This is a genomic window from Streptomyces sp. NPDC031100 (assembly GCF_055570785.1).
Genome location: NZ_JBVIGN010000025.1, coordinates 24409 through 38398, shown reverse-complemented (window position 1 = coordinate 38398; position 13990 = coordinate 24409). Strand labels below are relative to the sequence as shown.

Annotated in this window: 12 protein-coding genes and 1 tRNA gene; 8 read left to right on the top strand and 5 right to left on the bottom strand. The window is 70.4% G+C overall.

The annotated features are described in order from the left end of the window. Nucleotides 1–89: 89 nt before the first annotated feature. The 3 genes from ACZ5DS_RS41615 (at nucleotide 90) to ACZ5DS_RS41605 (ending at nucleotide 3850) form a co-directional block, all read left to right on the top strand. Complete coding sequence (locus tag ACZ5DS_RS41615) at nucleotides 90–1145, top strand: SGNH/GDSL hydrolase family protein (protein ID WP_468249467.1); 1056 nt, start codon at nucleotides 90–92, stop codon at nucleotides 1143–1145. A gap of 408 nt (nucleotides 1146–1553) precedes the next feature. Beyond that, nucleotides 1554–2774 carry an acetyl-CoA C-acetyltransferase gene (locus ACZ5DS_RS41610; RefSeq protein ID WP_468249465.1) on the top strand — a complete coding sequence of 407 codons (1221 nt, stop codon included), beginning with the start codon at nucleotides 1554–1556 and terminating at the stop codon, nucleotides 2772–2774. A gap of 293 nt (nucleotides 2775–3067) precedes the next feature. Next, complete coding sequence (locus tag ACZ5DS_RS41605; protein WP_468249555.1) at nucleotides 3068–3850, top strand: hypothetical protein; 783 nt, start codon at nucleotides 3068–3070, stop codon at nucleotides 3848–3850. A gap of 9 nt (nucleotides 3851–3859) precedes the next feature. Here the strand turns inward: ACZ5DS_RS41605 and ACZ5DS_RS41600 are convergent, their stop codons facing one another. Then, nucleotides 3860–4171 (bottom strand): hypothetical protein, encoded by a 312-nt coding sequence (locus ACZ5DS_RS41600; RefSeq protein ID WP_468249463.1) that lies wholly within the window; start codon nucleotides 4169–4171, stop codon nucleotides 3860–3862. 99 nt (nucleotides 4172–4270) lie between these two features. Between ACZ5DS_RS41600 and ACZ5DS_RS41595 the strand changes: the two genes are divergently transcribed. Continuing rightward, nucleotides 4271–4501 carry a DUF4287 domain-containing protein gene (locus tag ACZ5DS_RS41595; RefSeq protein ID WP_468249461.1) on the top strand — a complete coding sequence of 77 codons (231 nt, stop codon included), beginning with the start codon at nucleotides 4271–4273 and terminating at the stop codon, nucleotides 4499–4501. Between the two features lie 57 nt (nucleotides 4502–4558). On the opposite strand, the gene ACZ5DS_RS41590 is transcribed toward ACZ5DS_RS41595, so the two are convergent. Continuing rightward, nucleotides 4559–5419 carry a Bax inhibitor-1/YccA family protein gene (locus ACZ5DS_RS41590; RefSeq protein ID WP_468249458.1) on the bottom strand — a complete coding sequence of 287 codons (861 nt, stop codon included), beginning with the start codon at nucleotides 5417–5419 and terminating at the stop codon, nucleotides 4559–4561. A 125-nt stretch (nucleotides 5420–5544) separates the two neighbouring features. Then, nucleotides 5545–6792, bottom strand: coding sequence for a 4-hydroxybenzoate 3-monooxygenase (locus ACZ5DS_RS41585; RefSeq protein WP_468249456.1), 1248 nt, complete (start codon nucleotides 6790–6792; stop codon nucleotides 5545–5547). A 189-nt stretch (nucleotides 6793–6981) separates the two neighbouring features. Between ACZ5DS_RS41585 and ACZ5DS_RS41580 the strand changes: the two genes are divergently transcribed. Beyond that, on the top strand, nucleotides 6982–7887 hold the full coding sequence (locus ACZ5DS_RS41580) for an NmrA family NAD(P)-binding protein (RefSeq protein WP_468249455.1): 906 nt from the start codon (nucleotides 6982–6984) through the stop codon (nucleotides 7885–7887). 41 nt (nucleotides 7888–7928) lie between these two features. On the opposite strand, the gene ACZ5DS_RS41575 is transcribed toward ACZ5DS_RS41580, so the two are convergent. Next, a tRNA-Leu gene (locus ACZ5DS_RS41575) sits at nucleotides 7929–8012 on the bottom strand. Between the two features lie 392 nt (nucleotides 8013–8404). On the opposite strand from ACZ5DS_RS41575, the gene ACZ5DS_RS41570 reads away from it, so the two are divergent. After that, complete coding sequence (locus tag ACZ5DS_RS41570; RefSeq protein ID WP_468249452.1) at nucleotides 8405–9205, top strand: ABC transporter ATP-binding protein; 801 nt, start codon at nucleotides 8405–8407, stop codon at nucleotides 9203–9205. Next, complete coding sequence (locus ACZ5DS_RS41565; RefSeq protein ID WP_468249450.1) at nucleotides 9205–11733, top strand: ABC transporter permease; 2529 nt, start codon at nucleotides 9205–9207, stop codon at nucleotides 11731–11733. The genes ACZ5DS_RS41570 and ACZ5DS_RS41565 overlap by 1 nt, the downstream gene beginning before the upstream one ends. A 65-nt stretch (nucleotides 11734–11798) precedes the next feature. On the opposite strand, the gene ACZ5DS_RS41560 is transcribed toward ACZ5DS_RS41565, so the two are convergent. Next, entirely contained in the window at nucleotides 11799–13088 is a 1290-nt protein-coding gene (locus ACZ5DS_RS41560; RefSeq protein ID WP_468249448.1) for a class I SAM-dependent methyltransferase, read from the bottom strand. Nucleotides 13089–13353: 265 nt separating this feature from the next. Here ACZ5DS_RS41560 and ACZ5DS_RS41555 point away from each other — a divergent pair, with 265 nt between their 5' ends. Continuing rightward, nucleotides 13354–13983 (top strand): hypothetical protein, encoded by a 630-nt coding sequence (locus tag ACZ5DS_RS41555; RefSeq protein ID WP_468249446.1) that lies wholly within the window; start codon nucleotides 13354–13356, stop codon nucleotides 13981–13983. The last annotated feature ends 7 nt before the right edge of the window (nucleotides 13984–13990 follow it).

Here is a 13990-nt window from a genome sequence, read left to right as displayed (position 1 = left end):
GGACGGGCGTTCACTCCCTGTTGAGATTGGCGCACGGGCCGTACGGGGCAAGGAGTGGATGTACGGCTACGAGGAGGTGGCGGCGACGCATGACGAGCATGTCGAGGGCGCGAGTGGCCCGGCGCATCGCGGCCGGAGCGGCGTACGGCGGTGGCGGGGTCGGGCTGGTCGGGGCGGCCGCCGTCGGCCTGCTGCTGGCAGAGGTCCGGCTGGCCCGGCGCCATGTGGGCAACGGCAGCGGCGGCCGGGTGCCGATGGCCGACGGCCTGTACGGATGGGAGTCCCACCGCTCGCGCGGAGCCGGGAGCGGGGGAGGGTACGACGTGCCGGGCGAGCCGCCCCTGCGGATGACCCTGCTCGGCGACTCCACGGCGGCCGGGCAGGGGGTGCACCGGGCGGGACAGACTCCGGGCGCGCTGCTGGCGTCGGGGCTGGCGGCGGTGGCGGAGCGCCCGGTGGAGCTGCGGAACGTGGCGCAGCCGGGCGCGCAGTCCGACGATCTGGACCGCCAGGTGGCGCTGGTGCTCTCGTCCCCTCATCCCCTCCCCGACATCTGCGTGATCATGATCGGCGCGAACGATGTGACGCACCGGATGCCGCCGACGCGTTCGGTACGGCATCTGTCGTCGGCGGTACGACGGCTGCGCACGGCCGGCGCGGAGGTGGTGGTCGGCACCTGTCCCGACCTCGGCACGATCGAGCCCGTGCAGCAGCCGCTCAGGTGGCTGGCCCGCCGGGCCTCGCGGCAGCTGGCGGCGGCGCAGACGATCGGGGTGGTGGAGCAGGGCGGCCGGACGGTGTCGCTGGGCGATCTGCTCGGGCCCGAGTTCGCGGCGAACCCCCGGGAACTCTTCGGCCCGGACAACTACCACCCCTCGGCGGAGGGGTACGCCACGGCGGCGATGGCGGTACTGCCCACGGTGTGCGCGGCGCTGGGGCTGTGGCCGGCGGAGGAGGAACGGCCGGACGTGTCCCGCCGCGAGGGCTTCCTGCCTGTCGCCCGGGCTGCGGCGGAGGCGGCGTCGGAGGCAGGCACGGAGGTGACGGCAGCGATGCCGACGGGGCCTCGGGGGCCGTGGGCGCTGCTGAAGCGGAGGCGGCGGCGCCGGGTACCCGAGGCAGAACCGGCAGCCCCGTCGACGTGACCCCCTGGGGGCTCCGCCCCCAGACCCCCGCTTTCCCACCCACCCACCCGTCTCGGTTGGCAGAAAGGGCGACGACTCGGTGGGCAGTGATACGCCGGCTCGGTAGACCGACAGGCGGGAGCGAGGCCTGGCGGCCCAGCATGCCCGGGCGCCCACCCCCTGCGATGACTTCTCGACCTACCGAGTCGGGTGGGAGGGTGGGAAAGCGGGGGTCCAGGGGGCGGAGCCCCCTGGGTCGGCAAGCTCTGCCCACCCGCGCCACCCTTCCAGCCAAACCGCCGGAGGCCCAAGCAAGCGCTTAGAAAACTGCGGTCAGGGTCACACCGCCACACCGGTGACCTGGACCATACGGGCGGGTAACTTCCCAACCGGCATGCCCGAAACCCCCGTAACGCCACTGGAGCCGTGATGCCCGAAGCCGTCATCGTCTCGACCGCCCGCTCCCCCATAGGCCGCGCCGGCAAGGGTTCCCTCAAGGACCTGCGCCCCGACGACCTGACCGCGACCATCATCCAGGCGGCGCTCGCCAAGATCCCCGAGCTGGACCCCAGGGACATCGACGACCTGATGCTCGGCTGCGGTCTCCCCGGCGGCGAGCAGGGTCACAACCTCGGCCGGATCGTCGCCGTACAGATGGGCATGGACCACCTGCCGGGCTGCACGATCACCCGTTACTGCTCCTCCTCGCTCCAGACCTCCCGCATGGCCCTGCACGCCATCAAGGCCGGCGAGGGCGACGTCTTCATCTCGGCCGGTGTCGAGACGGTCTCCCGCTTCGTCAAGGGCAGCTCCGACGGCCTGCCGGACACGCACAACCCCCTCTTCGCCGAGGCCGAGGCCCGTACCGCCGCCGTCGCCGCCTCCGAGGGCTCCACCTGGCACGACCCGCGCGAGGACGGCCTGATCCCCGACGCGTACATCGCGATGGGCCAGACCGCCGAGAACCTCGCCCGCTGGAAGGGCATCACCCGCCAGGAGATGGACGAGTTCGGCGTCCGCTCCCAGAACCTCGCCGAAGAGGCCATCAAGAACGGCTTCTGGGAGCGCGAGATCACCCCGGTGACCCTCCCGGACGGCACGGTCGTCAGCAAGGACGACGGCCCGCGCGCCGGCGTCACCCTGGAGGGTGTGTCGGGCCTCAAGCCGGTGTTCCGCCCGGACGGGCTCGTCACCGCCGCCAACTGCTGCCCGCTGAACGACGGCGCCGCCGCACTGGTCATCATGAGCGACACCAAGGCCCGCGAGCTGGGCCTGACCCCGCTCGCCCGCATCGTGTCGACCGGCGTCTCCGGCCTCTCCCCCGAGATCATGGGCCTCGGCCCGGTCGAGGCCAGCAAGCAGGCCCTGCGCCGCGCCGGCCTGACCATCGACGACATCGACCTGGTCGAGATCAACGAGGCCTTCGCCGCCCAGGTGATCCCCTCCTACCGTGACCTCGGCATCGACATCGACAAGCTGAACGTCAACGGCGGCGCCATCGCCGTCGGCCACCCCTTCGGCATGACCGGCGCCCGCATCACCGGCACCCTCATCAACTCGCTCCAGTGGCACGACAAGCAGTTCGGCCTGGAGACGATGTGCGTCGGCGGCGGCCAGGGCATGGCGATGGTCATCGAGCGCCTCAGCTGACCCACCCTCGGTGACCGAGCGGGCACGGCAGGTCAGGAAACGGCCCGGAACCCCGAAAACCCCAGGGTTCTGGGCCGTTTTGTGATCCAATCTCCCTCAGGATGTGACCTATCTCCCTAGCGGGGGGTATCGCCGCAGGTCAGCGCAGGTCAGAGCGGGTGCACGCGAAACCGCAAGGCCAAAGTCCTGTCCGTTTCGTGACGTTACGCACTGACAGCTGCTTAGTCCGCCCTTCAAGCTGATGTAGGAAGTCGGGGGTCGACTTTGAACCTGGGAGTACGTCAGTGAGCGCCATGCCGATCGCCCTGCTGCTCACCACGGCCGCCACGGGCGCCGTGGGCGTCGCCGTCCTGCGCACCGTGCTGAAGCTGCGCCGCCAGCTCACGGAGCTGCAGGCCCAGCTCGCCACGAACCAGGCGGCCGCCGTGAGCGCACTGCTGCCCGCCGCCCGCACCACCCCCGACACGGACGAGATACGCGCGGCCGTGACCGAGGCGCTCGCCGAGGAGCGGGAGCGGGAGCTGGCCGAGGCCCGTGCGTTCTGGGCCGCCCAGGAGGCCCGTGACGCCTCCGACACACCCTCCCTGCTGGGCCTCCCCGACGGCGACATGTACCTGCCCCGGCAGACCGATTTCGCGGGTCTGGAGCCCCTGGAGCCGGTCTCCGAGCCGACCACCGAGGCCGACGAGTTCGCCGGGGACTCCCCCGAGCTGGCCGCGGCCCGCCGCCGTCACCCCTCGCACCCCGACTTCGTCCCGGTGCAGTCGCCGGCCGTGAACGACCACGAGCGCACGGTGACCACCCTGGAGGAGCTGGCCACCGGCCAGGTCGAACTCTCCGACGTCCGCCCCGGCCCGCTCGGCACCCTCGACGTCTACGTCTTCGCCGACGGCACCACCCTGTGCATGACCCCCGGCCACCGCGAGACGGCCGAACGCCTCGCAGCGGCGCTCCGCGCGGGCGAGACCCCGTACCTCCTCGGCGGCTCGGGCATCTCCGGCGCCTACACCCTGACCTTCGCCTGTGGCGAGGACACGGTCTACATCCTGGCGGACCGGGTCATAGCGTCTCTCTAGGAGCCGCTCTCAGACCCCCGCCCTCTTCCGCGCCTCCTCCACCAGCCGCACCGCCTCGCCGACCTCGTCCTCGCTCGTCAGCACCAGAGCCAAGTCGTGCGCGGCCACCAGAATTTGGTCGGCGGCCGCGAACATCCCCGCGTCCGGCATCTCCCGGGGCTCGGTTCCCGGCTCCTCAACACGCTGCGTCCACCGCGCCAACTCCCTGGCCAGCGCCAGCGCCTCCGCGGCAGCGCCTCGCTGGAGCCGGCTCTGCGGAGCCGCCCGCAGCCGGTCGGCAAACTGATCCACTGCTCGGGTCAAGGGCGTCGTATCAACCACGCGCCGAGCGTAACGCGCCGCACTGTTGCCAATACGCGAACGCTCAGGCACGGTGACGTGAAGGACCGGCTTACAACCCCTTTTCGTTCGGAGGCGCCGATGTCCCAGCTCTTCTCCGAGGAGACCCACCGCAACCTGCTCGCCCGCATCCCCCACTGCACCGGTCGTGACATCTCCGACTGGCTGCGCACCGTAGAAGAAGGCCCCGCCCTGTTCCGCTTCGAGGAGAAGGTCAGCTGGCTCCGGCACGAGTACGACCTCGCGTACGGCCACGCGAAGGCGATCGTCCACGAGTACGACCTGAGGAGGGCAGCACGCAAGCTGCTCTGAGACGCCGAGAGGGCCCCAGGACGAACCCGGGGCCCTCTCGCACGACCGGCGTGTCGGCTAGTCGTTGTTGCTGAAGATCGCCACCAGCCGCAGCATCTCCACGTAGATCCACACCAGGGTCATGGTGAGGCCGAACGCGGCGAGCCAGGACTCCTTGCGCGGGGCGCCGTAGGCAATGCCGTCCTCGATCTGCTTGAAGTCGAGGGTCAGGAAGAACGCGCCGAGCACGATGGCGATGATGCCGACGATCGCGCCGAGCGGGCCGAGGCTGCGCAGGCCGCCGTTCCCGGCGACGCCGAACACGACCAGCAGCAGGTTGACCGCCATGACGAGGACGAAGGCGATGGCGATGGCCGTGCCGATGCGCGCGTAGCGGGCCGTGACACGGACCCAGCCGGCCTTGTAGATCAGCAGGGTGGCGGCGGAGACCGCCATGGTGCCGAGCACCGCCTGGAAGGGAGCGCCGCTCCAGCGGCTGTTGTACACCTCGCTGATGACGCCGAGGAAGACGCCCTCGAAGGCGGCGTACCCGAGGATCAGGGCGGGCGACGGGGTGCGCTTGAAGCTCTGCACCACTCCCAGGACCATCGCGACGATCCCGGCGCCGAAGGCCAGGCCGTAGCTGGTCGCCGAGACCGGCAGCAGGACCCAGGCGAGGACGGCGCCGACGGCGACCGTGCCGAGCGTGAGGGCCGACCGCGTGACGACGTCGTCCATCGTCATCCGGTCGGTGGTGGCCGGGGCCTGCGGCGGAGCGCCGTACTGCACGCCCTGCTGGGCGTAAGGGTTCTGCGCGTACGGATTCTGCGCGTAGGGGTTGCCCTGTGCGTACCCGGCCTGCGGTGCGGTGTTGAAGCCGGCGTAGCCGTTGTCGCGGCTGAACCCCCGTCGCGAGAAGACCGGGTTGCTGCTCCTCATTTCACTCCTCCATGGCCACCCTGCGCGGCCTTGGGCTCAAGAGTAATGGATTGGCAAAGGATCGACCGTAATACCTGGGGAGGATCTTTCCCGTGCCGTGCTGCGCAACACGCTAACCGGAGGGCTCATTCCCGGCGAGGGGCGGGCCACTCCAGGGGGAAGCCGGTGTAGGCCTCGGCGAGGTCGGTCTCGGCCGCGCGGGAGGAGGCGATGCGTTCCAGCCGGGCCCGCTGGAGGCGGGCGTCGAACTCGGTGGCGTCCGGGGCGCGGTGCAGCAGGGCCGTCATGTCGTAGGAGAACCGTTCGGCCTGCCAGATGCGGCGCAGACAGGTCGCGGAGTAGGCGTCGAGGAGGTCCGGGGACCCGGTCTCCTGCTCGTGGACGAGCGCGCGGACGAGGGTCACGACGTCGCCGACGGCCAGGTTCAGCCCCTTCGCGCCGGTCGGCGGCACGATGTGGGCGGCGTCGCCCGCGAGGAACAGCCGGCCGTGGCGCATCGGCTCGTGCACGAAGGACCGCATGGGGGTGACCGACTTCTGGGTGACCGGCCCGCGTTGCAGGGTCCAGTCGTCGTCGGTCTCGAAGCGCCGTTCCAGTTCGGCCCAGATCTCGTCGTCGGTCCACTCCTCCGCCTTGGTGTCGGCGGGGACCTGGAGGTAGAGGCGGGAGACGAAGGATTCAATCGGGAGCGAAGCGACTTCCTTGGAAGGGTGGTGGCGGGTGACGGGCGGGCGCATGGACAGCAGGGCGAAGCCGCGGTCGTGGCGGGCGTAGACGAGTTCGTCGTGCGAGGGGGCGACGTCGGCGAGGATGCCGAGCCAGGCGTAGGGGTACGACCGTTCGAACACCCGGGAGACGGCGGCCGGGAAGGCCTTCCGGGACACCCCCCAGAAGCCGTCGCACCCGACGACGTACTCGCACTCCAGCACGTCCACGCGGCCCTGGTACCGGAAGGGGATCCGCGGCCGGTCGCCGTCCGCGCCCTCGACGGACAGGGCCTCCGCCTCGAACAGCAGCGGGCCGCCCTCGCCCAGCTGGAGGGCGATGAGGTCCTTGCAGACCTCCGTCTGGGCGTAGACCATGACGGACCGTCCGCCGGTGAGCCCGGGGAAGTCGACGCGGTGGCGGCGCCGGTCGAAGCGCAGTTCGATCCCGTCGTGCCGGAGCCCCTCGCGGTCCATCCGCGCCCCGGCTCCGGCCGCGCGCAGCACGTCCACCGTGCCCTGCTCCAGGATCCCGGCACGCTGCCGGTGCTCCACGTAGGCACGGTCGCGGCTCTCGAGGACGACCGAGTCGATGCCGGCACGGTGCAGCAGCCGTGCGAGGAGGAGCCCGGCGGGTCCGGCTCCGATGATGCCGACGGTGGTGCGCATCGGTGTGTCCTCCCGAATGAATCCTCGTTCGTGTAGTGAAATTTCCTTCACTTTCTGCGACGCGAGTCTCCGGCCGCGAGCGCCGGCTGTCAACGGTGGCACGGCGGTGCCGCCGCGCGCCCGCAGGCGGGACCCCGCCCGCCTCCATAGATTGGGGAGACCGCCGCCGGCCCGGAAGGAGATCGACCGATGGTTTCCAGCAACCTCGTTCTCATCGCCAACGTCGGTGACGTCGGCCGCGCCGCCCTGGAGCAACTGCGCGCGCAGGACGTGCCCGTGCGCGCGATGGTCCGCCGCGACGACGAGCGTGCCGCCGGGCTGCGGGCGCTCGGCGCGGAGGTCGTCCTCGGCGATCTGACCCGGCCCGAGACCGTCGCGGACGCCCTGCAGGGTGTCCGGAGCATGTACTTCGCGATGCCCGTGTCGCCGGACCATCTGCTGGCGACCACCGTGGTGGCCAGCGTGGCCCGGGAGTACGGGAAACTGGACGGCCTGATCGACATGTCCCAGATGACCGTCTCGCAGATGACCGCCACCAGCACGACGGAATCGCACCAGCAGCGGCTTCACTGGCTGGCGGAGCAGGTGCTGAACTGGTCGGGACTGCCGGTGGTGCACATCCGGCCGACGTCGTTCCTGGACAATCCGCTGTTCACCACGCTGGCGGCCCGGTCGATCCGGGCGAACGGCACGCTCGCGCTGCCGTTCGGCACCGGGCGCACCTCGCCGGTCGCAGCGGAGGACGTCGCCCGGGTGGTCGCCACGGTGCTCCGCGACCCGGCGCCGCACATCGGGAAGGTCTACGAGCTGACCGGGCCCCGCACGCTCGACATGACGGAGATGGCCGAGGAGTTCTCGCGGGCGCTGGGGCGTCCGGTGACCTACACGGACGTACCGCTGGACCGGTGGAGGGACGAGGTGCTCGCGAAGGCGGGCCTGCCGCCGCACACCGAACAGCACATCGCCACGATGGCCCGGCTGCACCGCGAGAACCGCTACGACCGGGCGTCCGACGACGTCGAACGGGTGACGGGTGCCCCCGCCCGGTCGGTCGAGGCGTTCGTCGCCGCTCGCAAGGACCTCTATCTGGGCTGAGCCCGAGGGTGGCTCGCAGCCGGTGCTGGGAGGCGGAAAAGTGCCCGGAGCCGGACTTGAACCGGCACGCCCGCGAAGGGGCAGCGAGGTTTAAGCTCGCCGTGTCTGCATTCCACCATCCGGGCAGGCCATGGGCACCGCTTCGAGGGTCCGAGCCTATCGGGACGCATCCCTCGATCAGCGGAAGGGACAGCCCGATGTTGTCTTATTTTATTGACGTCTGAGGGTGCATCAGCACATGGAACGGGCCATCCGCACTTGCCAATAGCGTGACGTGACGTGGGCGCACACGTACGCGGAATGACGGAATTTCACCTACCGAAGGAGGGCGGTCCACCTGTTATGGACGGCGTCGGTCTGAGGGTTCGCCGTCCTCCCCAGGTATGACACGGGCCCGCTCCGTCCGACCGGAGTCGCCCCTCGGAACCGGATCAGCGACTGACTACACGGGCGCCGGCGGCCGAGACGATGGATCCGTCCCCACGAAGATTCGTCGTCTTGTCAGGAGCACCTTCCCGTGACCACCACACCCACCGCCGGCCGGACCACGGCCGTGGCCGCACGCGCCACGGAGCTGTCGAAGATCTATGGGCAGGGCGAGACCCGGGTGGTCGCCCTGGACCGGGTCTCCGTCGACTTCCGGCAGGCCGAGTTCACCGCCATCATGGGCCCGTCCGGCTCCGGCAAGTCCACGCTGATGCACTGCGTGGCGGGCCTGGACAGCTTCTCCTCGGGGTCGGTGCGCATCGGCGAGACCGAGCTGGGCTCCCTGAAGGACAGGCAGCTCACCAGGTTGCGCCGGGACAAGATCGGCTTCATCTTCCAGGCGTTCAACCTGCTGCCGACGCTGACCGCACTGGAGAACATCACCCTTCCGATGGACATCGCTGGCCGGAAACCGGACAAGGTCTGGCTGGACCAGGTGATCTCGATGGTGGGCCTGTCCGGACGGCTGAGCCACCGGCCCTCGCAGCTGTCCGGCGGCCAGCAGCAGCGCGTCGCCGTCGCCCGTGCGCTCGCCTCCAAGCCCGAGATCATCTTCGGTGACGAGCCGACCGGAAACCTCGACTCGCGCTCCGGCGCCGAGGTGCTGGGCTTCCTGCGCAACTCCGTGCGCGAGCTGGGCCAGACGGTGGTCATGGTGACCCACGACCCGGTGGCCGCGGCGTACGCGGACCGCGTGGTCTTCCTCGCGGACGGCCGGATCGTGGACGAGATGTACGGCCCCACGGCCGACTCCGTGCTCGACCTCATGCGCCATCTTCCTGGGGGGAACCCCCAGACCCCCGAGTTCGACGCGAAGGGCCGTACCAGCTGATGTTCCGCACCGCCCTGCGCAACGTGTTCGCGCACAAGGCCCGGCTCCTGATGACCGTGCTCGCCGTCATGCTCGGCGTGGCGTTCGTGTCCGGGACCCTGGTCTTCACCAACACCATCTCCGACGCCTACCAGAAGAGCTCCGCCAAGGGCGTCGACCACGTCGACGTCGCCGTCACGGCCAAGTACCAGGACTCCAACGGCGACCGGGTCGGCAAGACCCCCGAGCTGACCCAGGCGCTGCTCGGCAAGGCCGCGAAGGTCCCGGGTGCCGCCTCCGCCACCGGTGTCGTCACCGGCTTCACCGCGATCGCCGACAAGGACGGCAAGCTGCTCGGCGGCGACTGGCAGTCCGCGGGCGGCAACTACTGGGGCACCAAGGACGCCCGCTACCCGCTGGTCAGCGGCCACGCGCCCCACGGCAAGGGCGAGGTGCTGATCGACTCCAGGACCGCCGAGCGCGCCGGTTACAAGGTCGGCGACACCGTGCGCATCTCCGTCGACGGCCCGGTCCTCACCCCGACCGTCAGCGGCATCTTCACCACCGACGACGGCAACGTCGCCGCGGGCGGCAGCCTCGCCCTGTTCGACACACCGACCGCACAGTCGCTGTTCGGCAAGAAGGGCGCGTACGACGAGATCGACGTGCGGGCAGCGGCGGGAACCAGCCAGAGTGCCCTCAAGGCCGGCCTGGACACCGCGCTGCCGGCGAAGCTGGTGGAGACCACCACCGGCAAGCAGCTCGCCGACGACCAGGCACAGATGATCTCCTCCTCGATGAGCGGTCTGAAGCAGAGTCTGCTGGTGTTCGCCGGGATCGCCCTGTTCGTCGGGACGTTCATCATCGCCAACACCTTCACCATGCTGGTCGCCCAGCGCACCAAGGAGCTGGCCCTGATGCGGGCGGTCGGCGCCTCCCGCCGTCAGGTCACCCGCTCGGTGCTGATCGAGGCGTTCGTGGTGGGCACGGTCGCCGGTGTCACCGGTCTCGTCGCCGGCGTCGGCATCGGCGCCGGGCTGCGCAGCCTGCTGGGCTCCTTCGGCGCGAGCATGCCGGACGGGCCGCTGGTGATCACGCCGGGGACCGTGGTGACCGCGCTCGCGGTCGGCATCCTCGTCACCGTGCTGGCCGCCTGGCTGCCGGGCCGACGCGCCGCGAAGATCCCGCCGGTGGCGGCGATGAACAGCGTGCACGCCCAGGCGACCACCAAGTCGCTGGTGCTGCGCAACACGCTCGGCGCGCTGTTCTCGGCGGCCGGCATCGCGGTGGTCCTCGCGGCCACGACGATGAACGGCTCCGACGGCCAGGGCCCGATGGGCCTCGGCGCGGTCCTGCTCATCATCGGCGTGTTCATCCTGACCCCGCTGCTGTCCCGCCCGCTGATCGCGGCCGCCGCCCCGGTGCTGCGCGCGTTCGGCGTCTCGGGCAAGCTGGCCCGCCAGAACTCGGTGCGCAACCCGCGCCGTACGGCGGCCACGGCGTCCGCGCTGATGATCGGCCTGACCCTGATCACCGGTATGACGGTGATGGCGGGCAGCCTGCAGACGTCGATCGACAAGATGGCGAGCTCGGCGATCCGCGCGGACTACGTCGTCTCGATGGCCAACCGCGGCCCGCTCTCCCCGGACGTGGCGAAGAAGATCGCCGCCACCGACGGCGTCACCCTCAGCAGCCCGCTGCGCGACGCCGAGTCCCGCATCGACGGACAGACCGAGTTCCTGATCGGCGTCAACGGCTCGTCGATCGGCGAACTGACGGACCTGAAGGTGGTCGACGGCACCTTCAAGGTCGGCGGCAGGCAGGTCGTCGTGGACCAGGACACCGCCAAGGCGCATGGCTGGAAGGCCGGTTCGGACTTCACCGCCCACTTCGAGGACGGCAAGGCGCGGAAGCTGACGGTCGCCGGGGTCTACGAGGGCAACGACATGATCAACCGGATCATGCTCGACAACAGGACCCTCACCCCGCACCTGAGCGCCCCGGCCGACCTGCAGATCATGGTCAAGACGGCGAACGGCGCCTCCGACACGGCCAAGGACAAGCTGGAGAAGGCCCTCGACACCAACCCGGCGATCAAGGTCCAGGACAAGCAGGACATCTCCAACGACATCGCGAAGATGTTCACGCTGATGCTGAACATGGTCTACGGCCTGCTCGGCATGGCGGTGATCGTCGCGGTCCTCGGCGTCATCAACACCCTGGCCATGTCGGTCTTCGAACGCTCCCAGGAGATCGGCATGCTCCGCGCGATCGGCCTGGACCGCAGGTCCGTCAAGCGGATGGTCCGCCTGGAGTCCCTGGTGATCTCCCTGTTCGGCGGCGTGCTGGGCATCGGCCTCGGCGTGTTCTTCGGCTGGGCGGCCGGTGAGCTGCTGGGCACGAAGATGCCGACGTACGAACTGGTCCTGCCCTGGGGCCGGATGACGGTCTTCCTGCTGCTGGCGGCGGTGGTCGGCGTCCTGGCCGCGCTGTGGCCGGCCCGCCGCGCGGCCCGGCTGAACATGCTGGCGGCGATCAAGGCCGAGTAGCCGTACGACCCTCAGGGGCCCCGCTCTGCCGATGCAGGGCGGGGCCCCTTGCCGTGTGAGCCGTGTCAGCCGTGCCAGGTGCGCGGCCGCAGCGGCACACCGGACGTGCCGGACTCCGGGGTGCGGACCGCCAGGACCTGGTTGACGCCGATGCGGTTGCGTTCGAAGGCGAGCGCGCAGGCGGCCATGTACAGGCGCCAGACGCGGGCGCGGCCGGGGCTGGTGAGGCGGACCGCGTGGTCCCAGTCGGCCTCCAGGCGCGTGACCCACCGGCGCAGGGTGCGGGCGTAGTGCTCGCGGATCGACTCCACGTCCCGGACCTCGAAGCCGGCGCGCTCCAGCTGGGTCACGGTGGTGCCGATGGGGGCGAGTTCGCCGTCCGGGAAGACGTACGCGTCGATGAACGGGTCCACCTCGTACGTCGATTCGTCCCGCTGCGGGCGGCGGGCGATCTGGTGGTTGAGCAGCCGTCCGCCGGGCTTCAGCAGGCCGTACAGGCTGTGCGCGTACTCCAGGTACCGTTCGGCGCCGACGTGTTCGGCCATGCCGATGGAGGAGATGGCGTCGTAGGGGCCGTCCAGGACGTCCCGGTAGTCCTGGACCCTGATCTCCACCCGGTCGGTCAGGCCCTCGTCGGCGACCCGCTTGCGGGCGTACGCGGCCTGCTCCTGGGACAGGGTGATCCCCACGACGTTCACGCCGTGCTCGCGGGCCGCGTGGATGGCCATCGAGCCCCAGCCGCAGCCGACGTCGAGCAGCCGCTGACCTTCACTCAGACCGAGCTTGGCGCAGACGAGTTCGAGCTTGTCGCGCTGGGCGGACTCCAGGGTGCCGTCCTCCTCCCAGTAGGCGCACGAGTACACCATTGACGGGCCGAGGACCAGTTCGTAGAAGTCGTTGCCGACGTCGTAGTGGTGGCTGATGGCCCGCTTGTCGCTGTGCCGGGTGTGCAGATGGCGGCGTTTGCGGACCTCCTCGCGCGGCGGGGCGGGCGGGATCGGCGGCCCGACGAGCTTCAGCAACTCCCGCCCGGCGGCGCGCACCTCGGGGTCGCGCAGCGCCTGGACGAGGCTCCGGCTGTCCTCGCCGCGCTCCCAGACCAGCCCGGCCATGGCGTCAAGCGTGGTGTACAGGTCGCCCTCGATGTCCAGGTCTCCCGCGACCCAGGCGCGGGCGAGGCCCAGTTCGCCCGGCTTGAACAACAGATGGCGCAGGGCGCGGCGGTTGCGCACGACGAGGGCCGGCGCGTCCGGCGGCCCCGCCTGCGAGCCGTCCCAGGCCCGTACCCGTAGCGGGAGCGGCACTCCCAGCATCTGCTCGGCAAGACTCCTCAGCCGCGACGCGGCATCGGCCATGGCGCACCTCCGGTGAAAGGAATGGGCTCGCTGGATCGTCTCCATCCGGCTGGCAGGGGAAACGACCGCGCACGCCGACGTCATTCCCCTCCGCGCGTTCCTGCCGACAGGTTGGCCGATCCGTCACACTCCCGCGCTACCCGCTCCGGCCGCGCCCCGTCAAGTCACGACATCCAGGGGCGTGTGCCGTCCGGCGCGAGAGGCCCTAATGGAGGCAGAACGTTCCGTTCGACTTCCCCCCACAACTCCCTGAATGTGAACTCCCATGACTCGTTTCTCCACGTTCCAGCGCGTTGCCCTGCTCGCCGCCTCGACCACGGTGATCACCGGAGGTGTGCTGCTGCCGGGTACCGCGTTCGCCGCCACGGCGCCGCAGACCGCCACCGTGGGCTCGACGCACAGCAGCGAAGCCGCCGCGCAGTGGGCGGTGACCACCGACGACAAGAGCGGCATCACGGCCGAGCTTCCCGGACGGCCCCAGATGCAGAAGATCACCGAGAGCGGCAACGAGGCCCGTATGTACTTGGTGACGACCGACTACGGAACCGTCGGCTTCGTGGTCTACGACACCCCGCAGGGGGGCGAGAAGGACCTCAAGGGCTGTCTTCAGAACTTCCTGGACGGCTACAACGAGGACTCCCGGTCCGACGACGAGATACTCACCAGTAAGGATCTCAAGGAGGACACCACGGCCGACGGTCAGCCCGCCGTCGAATCGGCTCTCTCCTCCGGTGACGGCGCCAACGGCCACACCCGTTTCGTCGACATCGGCGACCACATGATCCAGATGCTGGCCATCGGCGACGAGGACAGCGGGCAGGCCGTGGACGCGGACTACCAGCAGCTCCTCAACGGCATCCAGCTGCCGGGCAGCGGCACCGAGCAGGCCCTCTGAGCGCGGA